At 71.8% G+C, this 11,934-nt stretch carries 8 protein-coding genes; 6 read left to right on the top strand and 2 right to left on the bottom strand.

The genetic code is table 11. The features are described from left to right. The first annotated feature begins 255 nt into the window (after positions 1 to 255). The 6 genes from AB0E24_RS26470 (at position 256) to AB0E24_RS26445 (ending at position 8,967) form a co-directional block, all read left to right on the top strand. Positions 256 to 633 (top strand): cupin domain-containing protein, encoded by a 378-nt coding sequence (locus AB0E24_RS26470; protein WP_069871866.1) that lies wholly within the window; start codon positions 256 to 258, stop codon positions 631 to 633. Next, a complete protein-coding gene (locus tag AB0E24_RS26465; RefSeq protein WP_359380569.1) occupies positions 630 to 2,219 on the top strand; it encodes a methionine--tRNA ligase in 1,590 nt (529 codons plus the stop codon). Before AB0E24_RS26470 ends, AB0E24_RS26465 begins: the two co-directional genes overlap by 4 nt. 4 nt (positions 2,220 to 2,223) lie before the next feature. Beyond that, positions 2,224 to 4,212 carry an FAD-dependent oxidoreductase gene (locus AB0E24_RS26460; RefSeq protein ID WP_359380567.1) on the top strand — a complete coding sequence of 663 codons (1,989 nt, stop codon included), beginning with the start codon at positions 2,224 to 2,226 and terminating at the stop codon, positions 4,210 to 4,212. A 104-nt stretch (positions 4,213 to 4,316) separates the two neighbouring features. Continuing rightward, a complete protein-coding gene (locus AB0E24_RS26455; RefSeq protein WP_100809030.1) occupies positions 4,317 to 4,913 on the top strand; it encodes a pyridoxamine 5'-phosphate oxidase family protein in 597 nt (198 codons plus the stop codon). Positions 4,914 to 4,968: 55 nt separating this feature from the next. Continuing rightward, entirely contained in the window at positions 4,969 to 6,813 is a 1,845-nt protein-coding gene (asnB, locus tag AB0E24_RS26450) for an asparagine synthase (glutamine-hydrolyzing) (RefSeq protein WP_359380564.1), read from the top strand. Positions 6,814 to 6,885: 72 nt separating this feature from the next. Beyond that, on the top strand, positions 6,886 to 8,967 hold the full coding sequence (locus tag AB0E24_RS26445; protein WP_359380562.1) for an AfsR/SARP family transcriptional regulator: 2,082 nt from the start codon (positions 6,886 to 6,888) through the stop codon (positions 8,965 to 8,967). On the opposite strand, the gene AB0E24_RS26440 is transcribed toward AB0E24_RS26445, so the two are convergent. Both AB0E24_RS26440 and AB0E24_RS26435 read right to left on the bottom strand, forming a co-directional pair. Further along, positions 8,891 to 10,240 (bottom strand): condensation domain-containing protein, encoded by a 1,350-nt coding sequence (locus AB0E24_RS26440; protein ID WP_359380558.1) that lies wholly within the window; start codon positions 10,238 to 10,240, stop codon positions 8,891 to 8,893. The two genes, AB0E24_RS26445 and AB0E24_RS26440, sit on opposite strands and share 77 nt — an antisense overlap. 64 nt (positions 10,241 to 10,304) lie before the next feature. Next, entirely contained in the window at positions 10,305 to 11,879 is a 1,575-nt protein-coding gene (locus AB0E24_RS26435; RefSeq protein WP_359380555.1) for an AMP-binding protein, read from the bottom strand. Between the last annotated feature and the right edge of the window lie 55 nt (positions 11,880 to 11,934).

Genomic DNA, 11,934 nt, shown 5'->3' with positions numbered 1-11,934 from the left:
CCCGGATCCCGGCCGAGTAGCCGACAGGTAGCGGAGCGTGGCAGCGAGCTGCCATCCGGCACGTGCCCCACCCCGCCAAATGGTTCAATATAGCCACCTATTACACCCTTTGGTCGGTGACACCTTCCTGTAAGGTCACCCGACTCCGCTGGCTCAACGCCGAGGTCGGCACGCACAGTCGACCGGGACGGAAAAAGGCATGCAATTGCCCCTGCCCCACCAGCCGAGCGCTCCTTTACGGGATATGGATAATGCATGATCACCAAATTTCGGATACATGAAGGCGCCGCTGTCAGCGAGTTCGGCATGGCGTGCCAGCGGATCATTCCCTGGCAAGCACAGGAGGGCCAGGAGGAACCGCCTTTCGGCGGCATGGCCTGCTTCTTACCGGCCGGCGCCTCCTCGGACCCCGACTGCCACGACCAGGACGAGGTCATGGTGATCCTCTCCGGTTCCGGCAGCCTCGACCTCGCCGGCGAAAAGGCCGGGTTCACCACCGGAGACGTGGTCGTCCTGCCCCGCAACCAGGAGCATGTCGTGCACAATCCGGGGTCCGGGACCCTGACCTGGCTCTCGGTCTACTGGCCGCTGCACGAGCCGAAGCGGACCGAGGGTGCGGAGGGGACCGCGTGAGCGCTCCGGTCTGGATCACCGCCACCCCGCCCACCCCCAACGGCGACCTCCACATCGGTCACATCGCCGGACCCTACGTCGCCGGCGACGTACTGCGCCGCTTCCTCGCCGCCGACGGGACCGAGGTCCGCTACACCACCGGCCTGGACGACCACCAGAGCTATGTCCCGGTGCGCGGTCTGAAGGACGGCGGGCGCTCCGGCGAGGAGGTCGCCGACAGCTACGGCGCGTCCATCGCCCGGGTCTGGCAGCGGGCCGAGGTCGGTTTCGACCGCGTGGTGCGTCCGCGCGAGGAGGACGGCTACCTCGCCTACGTCCAGGACTTCCTGCGCCGCCTCCACGACGCCGGGCACGTCGTCGCCCGTACCCGGCCGCTGCCGTACTGCGCCCCGTGCGAGCGCTGGCTGTACGAGGCGTACCTGACGGGCAAGTGCCCGCACTGCGGCTCCTCGTCCAACGGCAACGCCTGCGAGCCCTGCGGCCGGCCCAACGACTGCGCCGATCTGGGCGAGCCGCGGTGCACCATCTGCGACACCCCGGCCGAGATCCGCGACGCCGCCCGGCTGTACTTCCCGCTGGCACCGTTCGCCGACCGGCTGGAGGCGTTCTGGGCAGAGGTCGACATGCCGCCGCATCTGCGGGCCCTGTGCGACCGGATGCTTGCCGACGGGCTGCCGGAGATCGCGGTGAGCCACCCCGGCGAGTGGGGCGTGCCGGTGACCGTGCCCGGCTTCGAGGACCAGCGGGCCTATGTGTGGTTCGAGATGGCGCCTGGCTATCTGTGGGAGCTGCCCGAGCAGGAGCGGGAGAAGGGCGACTGGCCCGCCCCGGTGCAGTTCTTCGGCTTCGACAACGGCTACTTCCACGCGGTGCTGTTCCCCGCCCTGTACGCCGCCCTGCACCCCGGGGCCGCCCTGGCGCGGGCCTTCGTGGTCAACGAGTTCTACCAGCTGGACGGGGCGAAGTTCTCGACCAGCCGACGGCACGCCATCTGGGTCCACGAGGCGCTCGCCGAGGCCGGCTCCGACGTCCTGCGCCACCATGTGCTCGCCGACCGGCCCAACGGCCGCCAGACCAGCTTCACCCGCGCGGACCTGGAACGCACCCAGGCGCTGCTGACCGCCCAGTGGAACGGCTGGCTGGAGCGGCTCTTCGCGGCGGTCGCCCGCCACAGCGACGGCCGGGTCCCCGAAGAGAGGCCCGAGGGACCCGCCTGGCAGCGGCTGCGGGCCTGGCTGGAGCGCACCGTGGCGGAGCTGCGCGAGGCATACGGCGTCGAGGGCTTCGACACACGCCGTGTCGTCGCCCTCCTCGACGAGATCGTCGCCGGCGCGAACGACTTCTGGTACGTCCACGAGCACGAGCGGGACCGGTCGCCCTCCGCGCACCGTGCCGGCCTGACCGCCCAACTGGCCGTCGCCGGCGCCCTGTCGGCGTGGGCCGCGCCCGTCATGCCGGCCGGCGCGGCACGGCTCGCCGCGCTGCTGGGCGAGGGCGCGGACCGCGCGGTCGACGCGGCCGCGCTGACCCCGCCCCCGGCGGGCCGGCCGCTGACCGTGCCCGACCGCCCGGTCTTCGGTGACTGAGGTCATGGCACGACAGGATGACACCGAGGTGCGCGTGGCCGTCGTCGGACCCTTCAGCGGTCCGCGGGCGGCCTGGGGCGAGCTGCTCACCCGGGCCGCTGCCGACCACGGCGATCCGGGCGTCGTCTGGGAGTTCCACGACGACCGGGGCGACGCCGACGCGGCCGAAGGCGTCGCGCGTGCCCTGACGGCGGAGCCCGTCGTGCGAGCCGTCATCGGGCACTTCAACAGCCTGGGCGCCGCACGGGCCCTGCCGCACTACCGGCGGGCCGGTCTCCCGGTGCTGCTGCCGCTGGCCACCGACCCGGACCTGCTCGCCTCCGGCGGCGGTGGAGCGCTGCGCTGGTGCCCGCATGACCTGGGTCAGCCCGCGGCGATCCGCCGGGCCGCCCAGGACCTCGGCATCGGCACCCTGGCCGCCGTCGACGACGGCAGCCCCTACGGGCGCCGGCTCGCCGAACGGTTCGCCGCCCTGTCCCCGGACCCGGCCGCGACGGGCCAGGCTCTCGTCGTCTGCGGCACCCACCACGGCGCGGCGGACACGGCCCGGCGCCTGCGCGCGGACGGGCACGACGGGCCGCTGTTCTTCACCGACGACTGCGCCGTGGCGGAATTCGCCGATCTGCTCGGCGCCCCGGCGTCTTCCGCCCGGGTCGTACGGCTGCGCGGCGGCCCGCACCGCCAGGTCGAGGCGGCCTTCGCGGCGCTCGTACGGGCCCTGCGCTCGGACCCGGCCGCCACGGGTGACCGGCTCCTCGCGGCCGTCCGCGCGGCCGCCCGCCTCTCCTTCGACGCGGACGGCGATCCCGTCGACGCGGACGACGACGCCGGCTGGGAGGTCGTCCCGGTCGCCCTGCTCTCGGCCCCGGCAGCACCACGCCCGGCCGGAGCCCCGGTCACCGGGTACGACGTCGTGGTCGTCGGCGCCGGTGCGGTGGGCGCCGCCACCGCGGCGGAACTGGCCTCGGCGGGCCTCAGCGTGGCGGTCGCCGACCTCGGCCCCGGCGCCGGGTCGGCCACCCGCGCCTCCGGGGGCCTGGTCCGGGCGTACGAACCGGAGCCCGTCGTACGCGCCCTGGCCGTGCGCAGCCACCAGTTGCTGTGGGGCACCGCCTCCCCGCCCCGGTCGGCCGGGTTCCGCCGCACCGGCTCGGTGGTGCTGCTGGGCCCCGACGATGTCGCCGAGGCCGAACGCGGCATCGGCGAGTTGTCCGCGGCCGGGATCAAGGCTGACCTGCTCACGCCCCGCGAACTGAGCGTGCGCTGGCCCGACTTGGCCGCGGACGGCGTGGCCGCCGCGGTGTGGGAGCCGGGCGGCGGCTACGCCGACCCGGTCGGCACCGCCGCGCTGTATCTCACCCGGGCCCTGCGGCACGGGGCCGTCCTGCTGCCCCCGGGACCGGTGCACGCCCTGGAGCCGCACCGGCGCGGGGTGCGCGTGTGCACCCCGGCGGGCGAGCTGACCGCCCGCTGTGCCGTGGTGGCGGCGGGCGGCGGGACCCCGGCGCTGCTCGGCGACCGGCTGCCGCCCCGCCCCGGCGGCCCGGCCCCCCGCACCAAACGCATCCGTTATGCCTTCTTCCGCGGACCCGGCCGGCCACTGCCCGCGGTCAGCGACCTGACCTGCGGCATCTGGGGCCGCCCGCAGCTGGACGAGCCGTTCGCCGGCGGTCAGCTGACCGGCCGACCGGTCGAGGAGTGGGACGTGTCGGCCGGCGTCGGCGACGCCCTCACCGACGAGCAGGTCGCCCATATCCGCGCCGGGGTCGTCCACCGCTGGCCCTGGGTCTCCCGAGCGCCGTACCTGGGCGGGCGGTTCGGGGCCGACCTGTACCATCCTGACGGGCCGTTCCTGGGCCTTCTTCCCGGTGAGCCCCCGGTCGTGGTGGCCGCGTGCTGGTCCGGAGCCGGTTTCAAGACGGCGCCTGGCGCCGCCGAAGAGGCGGCGGCCGCCGTGCGGTGTCTGCCGCGGTGGCAGGGTGCCACACCGTGACCGCTCCGCCCCCGGCACACAGCGAAGGTGACACCTTGAGCACTTCCCCGCACCAGCCCCTCGGCACCGAACTCCCGGTCACGGACCGGACACGTCTGCGCCGTATGAAGGAGAAGGGCCGCACCGCCCGCGCGGACCTGGACGCCGTCCTCGCCGCCGGGTTCGTCTGCCACCTCGGCGTCGTCGTCGACGGCGCCCCCGTGGTCGTACCCACCGTGTACGGCGCCGCCGAGGACACCCTCTACTTCCACGGCTCCGTCGCCGCGCGCAGCCTGACCTCGGCCCCGGGCCGGACCGTCTGCGTGACCGTCACCCACGTCGACGGGATCGTGCTGGCCCGCTCGCTCTTCGAGCACAGCATCAACTACCGCAGCGCCATGATCTACGGCGTCCCACGCCCGGTCACCGACCCGGAGGAGACCCTGGCCGGGCTGCGCCTGATCACCGAGCAGGCCCAGCCCGGCCAGTGGGACTACGCCCGCCGCCCCAGCCGCAAGGAACTGGCCGCGACGACGCTGCTGGCCCTGAGCCTGGAAGAGGCGTCGGTCAAGCTGCGCACCGGACCGCCGGACGACGGCGACAGCCCCGACGCCGCGCTCGGCCTGTGGGCGGGCGTCGTCCCCGTGCGCCTCGTACGCGGCGCCCCGGTGCCCGACCCCGCGCTCGCACCGGACATCCCGCTCCCCCACCACCTCGGCTGACGACCCCGCCCGGGGCCCGAGACGTAAGACGACGTCACACAGAAAGGCGAACGCCATGTGCGGTCTGAGCGGTTGGGTCTCCTACGGACGGGACCTGCGAAAGGAGCGGGAGACGGTCGCCGCCATGACCGCGACCATGGCCTGCCGCGGCCCGGACGACTCCGGCCTGTGGACCCGGCCGCACGTGGCACTCGGCCACCGCCGGCTCGCCGTCATCGACATCGAGGGCGGCCGCCAGCCGATGTCCTACGACACCGGCGGCGGCGAGGTGGCCCTCGCCTACACGGGCGAGATCTACAACTTCGTCGAGCTGCGCGACGAACTGCGCCACCGCGGCCACACCTTCCGCACCCGCAGTGACACCGAGGTCGTGCTGCACGCCTACCTGGAGTGGGGCGAGGCGCTGGCCGAGCGGCTGAACGGCATGTACGCCTTCGTCGTCTGGGACGGCCGCACCGAGCGGCTGCTGCTCGTCCGGGACCGCCTCGGCGTCAAACCGCTGTACTACTACCCGACCCGGGACGGAGTGCTCTTCGGCTCCGAACCCAAGGCCATCCTCGCGCACCCCTGCGCGGAGAAGGCTGTCGACCTCGACGGGCTGCGGGAGGCGTTCGCCTGGATCCGTACCCCCGGGCACGCCGTGTGGCGCGGCATGCGGGAGATCCGGCCGGGCACCCTGGTCACCGTCGACCGCGGCGGCGAACGCACCCACACCTACTGGAGGCTGGAGGCCACCGAGCACACCGACGACAGGGCCGCCTCCGTGGCCCGGGTGCGCGAGCTGCTCACCGACATCGTGCGCCGCCAGCTGGTCACCGATGTGCCGCGCTGCACCCTGCTCTCCGGCGGCCTCGACTCCAGCGCCATCACCGCGCTCGCCCAGCGGGAACTCGGCGACAGCGAGCAGATCCGCAGCTTCTCCGTCGACTTCGCCCGGCACGAGGAGAACTTCACCGCCGACCCCTTCCGGGCGGACGCCGACGCCCCGTTCGCCAAGGAGACCGCCGCGCACTGCGGCACCGCGCACGAGAACCTCGTGTTCGACGCCCAGAGCATGGCCGATCCGGCCGTACGGCGGGCCGTGGTGGCCGCGAAGGACCTGCCGGTGGGGTTCGGCGACGCCGACAACTCCCTCTACCTGCTGTTCAAGGCGATCCGGGAACGTTCCACGGTCGCCCTGTCCGGAGAGTCCGCCGACGAGGTGTTCGGCGGCTACAAGTGGCTGCACCAGCCCGAGGCCCAGCGAGCCGACACCTTCCCCTGGGTCGACCACACGCATGTGACCAGCCCGCACACCGGCACCGGGGTGTACGACAAGGGCCTGCTGGCCGCCCTCGACCTGCCCGGCTACATCCGCCGGCGGTACGCGGAGGCGGTCGCGGAAGCCCCCCGGCTGGCCGGCGAGGACGCGTTCGAGGCGCGGATGCGGCTGGTGTGCTACCTGCATCTGACCCGGTACCTGCGCATCCTGCTGGACCGCAAGGACCGGCTCAGCATGGCCGTGGGCCTGGAGGTCCGGGTGCCGTTCTGCGACCACCGGCTGGTCGAGTACGTCTTCAACACGCCGTGGTCGATGAAGACCTTCGACGGCCGCGAGAAGAGCCTGCTGCGGGCGGCCTCCGCCGATCTGCTGCCGCGGTCGGTGGTGGAGCGCCGCAAGGCCCCCTACCCATCCACCCGCGACCCGTTCTACACGGCCGCGCTCCAGCAGCACGCCAAGGAGGTGCTCGCCGACCGGGGTCACGCCGTGCACACGCTCACCGACCAGGCGTGGGTGCAGCAGACGGTGGCCCGGACCGCCGACGAGGTCGACGGCGCGACCCGCACCGGCCTGGAGCGCTGGCTCGACTTGGCGACCTGGCTGGAGATCCACGCCCCCCGGCTGGTCCTGTCGGACTGAGCCCACGCGGTCGGCCCGACACACCGATCGTCGCCGTCCGGGCCGGCGAGATCCGAGACAGGGAGGCGAACGATGAGTCAACCATCGATCAAGTTCCGCATTCTGGGGCCGGTCGAGTACCACGACGGCGACAACTGGGTCCCCATCAAGGCCGCCAAGCAGCGCGCGCTCATGGCACTGCTGCTCCTCAACGCGAACCATCTGGTTCCCGCACAGCAGCTGCACTCGGAGCTGTGGAGCGACGGACCCTCCAGCCACGTGGGCCGCTTGCTGGCCGGCTGTGTGTGGCGGCTGCGCGCCGCCATCGGCGACCCCGCCGGGCAGACCCTTCTCACCCGGCCCGCCGGGTACCAACTGGCCGTGCCTCCCGGGAGCCTCGACCTCCACGAGTACGAGTCACTCGTCGCCTCCGGCCGCACGCAGCGCGCCTCGGGGAATCTGGTCGAGGCCATGAAGTCCTTCAGCGCCGCGCTGGAACTCTGGCGGGGCTCGCCCCTCGCCGACGTTGCCCTCACCTCCTCGATCATGGCCGAGTCCGCGCGTCTGGAGGAGTCCCGGCTGGCGGTGATGGAGGCGAACTTCGGCGTGCGGATCGCCTTGGGGCAACACGAGGACGTACTGCCCGAACTCAAACTCCTGGTCGCCCAGCACCCGTTGCGCGAACGGCTCCACGAGCACCTGATGATGGCGCTGTACGGGACCGGGCAACAGGCCGAGGCGCTGGGGGCGTACCGGGACCTCCACCACCTGCTCGCCGACGAGCTGGGGATCGATCCGAGCCGGCCGCTGCGCGAGCTTCAGCAGCGCATCCTGGAAGAGGATCCGCGTCTGAACGACCGGGGCGCCCCGCATGGCGCGACGGCATCCGGTCCCAGGGAGCGTGCTGTGTCATCGGATGCGGCACCGTGTCCGCTCCCGCACCAGCCCTCGCTGTTCGTCGGCCGGACGTCCGAACTGGCCACGATCGCCGAGTACTTGGCGGAGGGGCGCCCGGCGGTCGCGATCCACGGGCTGGCGGGATCGGGCAAGAGCGCCTTGGCGATCGCGGCCGCGCATGCCGCGGCCGGTGACTTCCCCGGCGGGCAGGTCTATGTGGACATGCGGGGTACGACAGGCGACTTTGCCCTGCGGCCCGACCAGGCGATGCGGCTTGTGCTGCGTTCGTTCGGAACGGAGCAGGGCGGCGGTGGCGCGGCGGCGCCGCATACGTGGGCCGGTCCGGCCGGGGGCAGGGCTTTGATCGTGCTCGACAACGTCCGCGACTCCGACCAGATCCAGGGATTCCGCGCCGCGCCGCCGGGCTGCTCACTTCTCATCACGAGCCGCTCGCCCATAGGAGGCGTGGACGGGCTCATGCATCTGCGTCTGGGACGGCTGACCGTGTCCGCCTCGATCGACCTGCTCCGGCGAAGCGTTGGCGTAGCGCGCATCGACGCGGAACCCGCCCCCGCTTCCGAACTCGCCAGGTCCTGCGATTACCTGCCCTTCGCGCTCCGCCTCGCCGCCGACCGGCTCGCGACACGGCCCGACTGGTCGGTCGCGGACTTCGCACGGTATGTGGCCGAGCCGCACCAGCGGCTCGACTTCCTGGCCGGCGGCAACGTCAGCCTGCGCGACTCACTGCTGGCGAGCCTCCCCCTTCTGTCCGACGAGTCGGGCGGGACGGCGGTGACAGCGGTGACGGCACTGCGGAGACTGGGCTTCCTGGATCTGACCATGGTCACCGTCGAGGCGCTGGCCGTGCTTCTCAGTACGACGGAGGGTGAGGCGCACAAGATCGCCGAACGGCTTGTCGATGCCGGGCTCATCGAGTCGCTCGCGATCGACCGCTACCGCGTTCCGCAGAGTGTCCGGGCCCTGGCGCGAGAGATCACAGGTTCGGACCACGAGGCCACCGAGGCCGTACAACGCGTTGTCGACCACTACGCCATCGCCGCGCGGGAACAGCCGAGGCCGACTCTGGGAGCGTGGTACCGCCGAGAGCGGGAGACTCTCAACGCCCTGGTCACATCCGACAGGACCGGGACCTTGATCGAATCTCTTGACAGAATGCGTTGCGTGCTGGGCGCGAGCGGATCTACCGTGCGGCGGGAGCGGACCGGGTCAGCACCCGGACTCCGCCCACCGGGCGGTCCACGTCCGCCGCGGCCATGACCAGGACGTCATCCATGTCGCGCATCATCCGCACCACGGTCTCCTCCTCGTAGACCTCGGTGTTGTACTCGATCTCGGCGAGGGTCCCGTCGTCGCCGTCCCAGTAGGCGACGGTCATATCGGCCCGGGCGGCGCGGTTCGGGCCCTGGAGCATGGTCAGGCCGATGTCGCCGAGCGTCAGGTCCCGGCCGATCGGCCCGAGGTAGTTGAGGGTCAGCTTGATGTTGGCCAGGCGTGACCGGGTCTCCTCCGGGAGGGCCGCGTGCACGACCGGGAAGGGCACGCCCTGGTGGGCCAGCAGGTTCCAGGTCGCCTCCCGTGCCGCCGTGGCCACCTCACGGATCGATGCCTGATCGTCGACCGTGGCGCGGACCAGGCAGGAGTTGCTGACGAACCCGACCAGTGCCTGCTCGCTGCGGGTGCTCCGGTTCATGGTGATGACCCCGACGGTCGGCTCGCGTTCCCCGCCCCGCGCCAGAACGATCTGCCAGGCGGCCAGCATCACGGAGAACGGAGTGGCACCGAGTTCCTGGGCCAGTGCCGCACGTCCCGAGTCGGCCTGTGAGGTGAACCGGTATTGCACGGTCCTGCCGGGATCGCCGACCGCCGTGGGCCGGCGGGGCTCGCGATCGTGGGCCACCGTGGTGAGGACGGCCCCGTCAAGTGCCGTACGCCAATGGTCGAGGCTTCGTCGCCATCGGCCCCGTTCTTCCTCCGAGCGCAGCTTCTCGGCGTAGCCGTGGAAAGTGACGGCGTCGCTGATGAAGACCGGCTTCTCGCCTCGGACCAGGCTCGCGTACGCGGCGGAGAGGTCGTTGAGCAGAACGGTCGTCCCCCAGCCGTCCACAATGATGTGATGGACCGTCAGGATCAGTTCTTCCCGCGCCCCGATCCTGACCAGGGCCAGCCGGGCCAAGGGGCCCGCGTCCAGATGGAACTCCTGTGTGTGGAGTTCCACGGCGAGGCGCAGGAACTCCTGAGCGGCCTGGTCAACGTCCGGTACGTCCGGTTCGACCAGCCGCGCGGTAACGTCCAACGCCGGTTGGATGACCATGTCCAACTCGCCGTCGTGCGCGACGAACCGGGCGCGCAGGCTGTCGTGGCGGTCCGTCACCGTCTGCCAGGCGGCGGCGAGGGCGTCGAAGTCGACGCGTCCGGCGCACCCCAGTCGCCAGGTGATGTGGTACACGGAACGATCCCTTGCGCTCCGCAACGCATTCCAGCGGGCGGCCTGTTGGGCCGTCGCCGGGATGACCAGAGGTCTGGCGTTCACACTCGTCTCCTCGGTCACTCGGTGACTTGTACAACAACTGGTCGGGTCGGACACTGAACCCTCGTCAGGCCGCGAACTCGTCGGTCAGCCGCTTGCGGTCCACCTTCCCGACGGTGGTCAGCGGGAGCGACTCGCGGTGGTGGTAGCTGCGCGGACGCATATAGCGGGGCAGGGCGGAGACCAGCTTCGTGAATTCGTCCGCCGGGACCTCCTTGCCGGTGTACACGGCGCGCAGTTCGTTCTCGCCATCAGCGGCGGGGACGACGAGGACTATGGCCTCCTCGATCGAGAGGTGACACCGCAGCGCCGACTCGATCTCACCGAGTTCGATCCGGTTGCCGCGGATCTTGACCTGTCCGTCGACGCGTCCGAGGTGGACCAGTTCGCCGCCCTCGAGCCGGCACCGGTCGCCCGTGCGGTAGTAGTGTTCCGGCGTGACCGGCTCCCGGCCGTCGTGGACGCGGCCGCGGTCCGGGTCGGTGTCCGAGCCCGATTCCATCAGGACGAACCGCCCGGCGTTCTCCCCGGGGTCCAGATAGCCGGGGAAGCGCTGCGGGCCACGCACACACAGCTCACCGTCGTCGGCGGGCCGCAGGTCCTCGTCCAGCAGGAGCCAGTCCATACGCGGGTGCGGGAGGCCGATGGGGATGGACCGGTTGGTGGTCTCCGGCCAGTCGGCCCGCTCCCGCGGAACCTCGTACCCGGTGATGACGATCGTGGTCTCCGTCGGGCCGTAGCAGTTGGTCATGACCGCGTTCGGCGCCGCGGCGCACCAAGCCTCGGCCTGGTCGACGCCGAGCCTCTCCCCGCCGAACAGGCCACGCCGCAGCGTGGGCATGCTTCCGGGGGCCAGTGCCCGCAGGCGCTTGGCGAAGGAGATGACGGACGGCACCGACATCCAGTGGGTGAGCCGCCTGGTGTTGACGATCCGCACCGGGGTGAACACATCACCGTGCTGCGCCACGCAGAGGGTCGAGCCGGACCCCCAGGTGCTGAACATCTCGGACACCGAGCCGTCGAAGGACATCTCGAAGTTCTGCGAAACCCGGCAGCCGGGGCCGAGTTCATAGCGCGGAATGACCTCCGTGAGGAACGCGTTCACGCTGGCGTACGTGGTGGGCACGCCCTTGGGCCTGCCGGTGGTTCCGCTGGTGAAGATGATGTACGCCGTGCCGGTCTCGGGCTGGTGGACCTGGTCCGGGATGTCGTCCGAGGGGTCCGGTGCGAGCAGGGGGCGCCACTTCTCGCCCGTCATGTCGAGCAGCCCTACTCCGGCGTCGCGCCGGTACTCCGCCGCGCCGTCACCCGCGGTGTCGTCGAACACCGTGAGATCGAGTCCGCCCTCCTTGGTGATGTCGACGTTGCGCGACGCCGGGGCGGCGGGATTCAGCGGCACCGCGGTGGCACCGAGCCGCTGCACCGCCAGATAGGCGACATAGCTGACCGCGGTGCGTGAGGTGAGCAGGCCCACTCGATCCGGCCGGCCACCCATCGCTTCGACCATGCGGGCCGACATCCACTCGGCGGCGGCCCGCAGTTCCGCGTAGGTGAGGGTGACGTCGAGCACCTCAAGGGCCGGGTCCTCCGGACGCGCCTCGGCGGAGGCCCGGAACCAGTCGTAGAGGGTGCGGGTCGTCATGGTGCTTCCCTTCCGGAGGAGACGCTGATCGAGAGGTCCAAGGAGTGGGGTACTG

The sequence above is a fragment of the Streptomyces malaysiensis subsp. malaysiensis genome (assembly GCF_040653035.1).
Lineage (GTDB): Bacteria > Actinomycetota > Actinomycetes > Streptomycetales > Streptomycetaceae > Streptomyces > Streptomyces malaysiensis.
This window is presented reverse-complemented; position numbering and strand designations above follow the sequence as displayed.

Excerpts from the sequence above, each read along its gene's own strand:
- AB0E24_RS26445 (WP_359380562.1), top strand. The coding sequence starts at position 6,886 with ATGAGTCAACCATCGATCAAGTTCCGCATTCTGGGGCCGGTCGAGTAC.
- AB0E24_RS26435 (WP_359380555.1), bottom strand. The coding sequence starts at position 11,879 with ATGACGACCCGCACCCTCTACGACTGGTTCCGGGCCTCCGCCGAGGCG.
- AB0E24_RS26470 (WP_069871866.1), top strand. The coding sequence starts at position 256 with ATGATCACCAAATTTCGGATACATGAAGGCGCCGCTGTCAGCGAGTTC.
- asnB (WP_359380564.1), top strand. The coding sequence starts at position 4,969 with ATGTGCGGTCTGAGCGGTTGGGTCTCCTACGGACGGGACCTGCGAAAG.
- AB0E24_RS26460 (WP_359380567.1), top strand. The coding sequence starts at position 2,224 with ATGGCACGACAGGATGACACCGAGGTGCGCGTGGCCGTCGTCGGACCC.
- AB0E24_RS26455 (WP_100809030.1), top strand. The coding sequence starts at position 4,317 with ATGAAGGAGAAGGGCCGCACCGCCCGCGCGGACCTGGACGCCGTCCTC.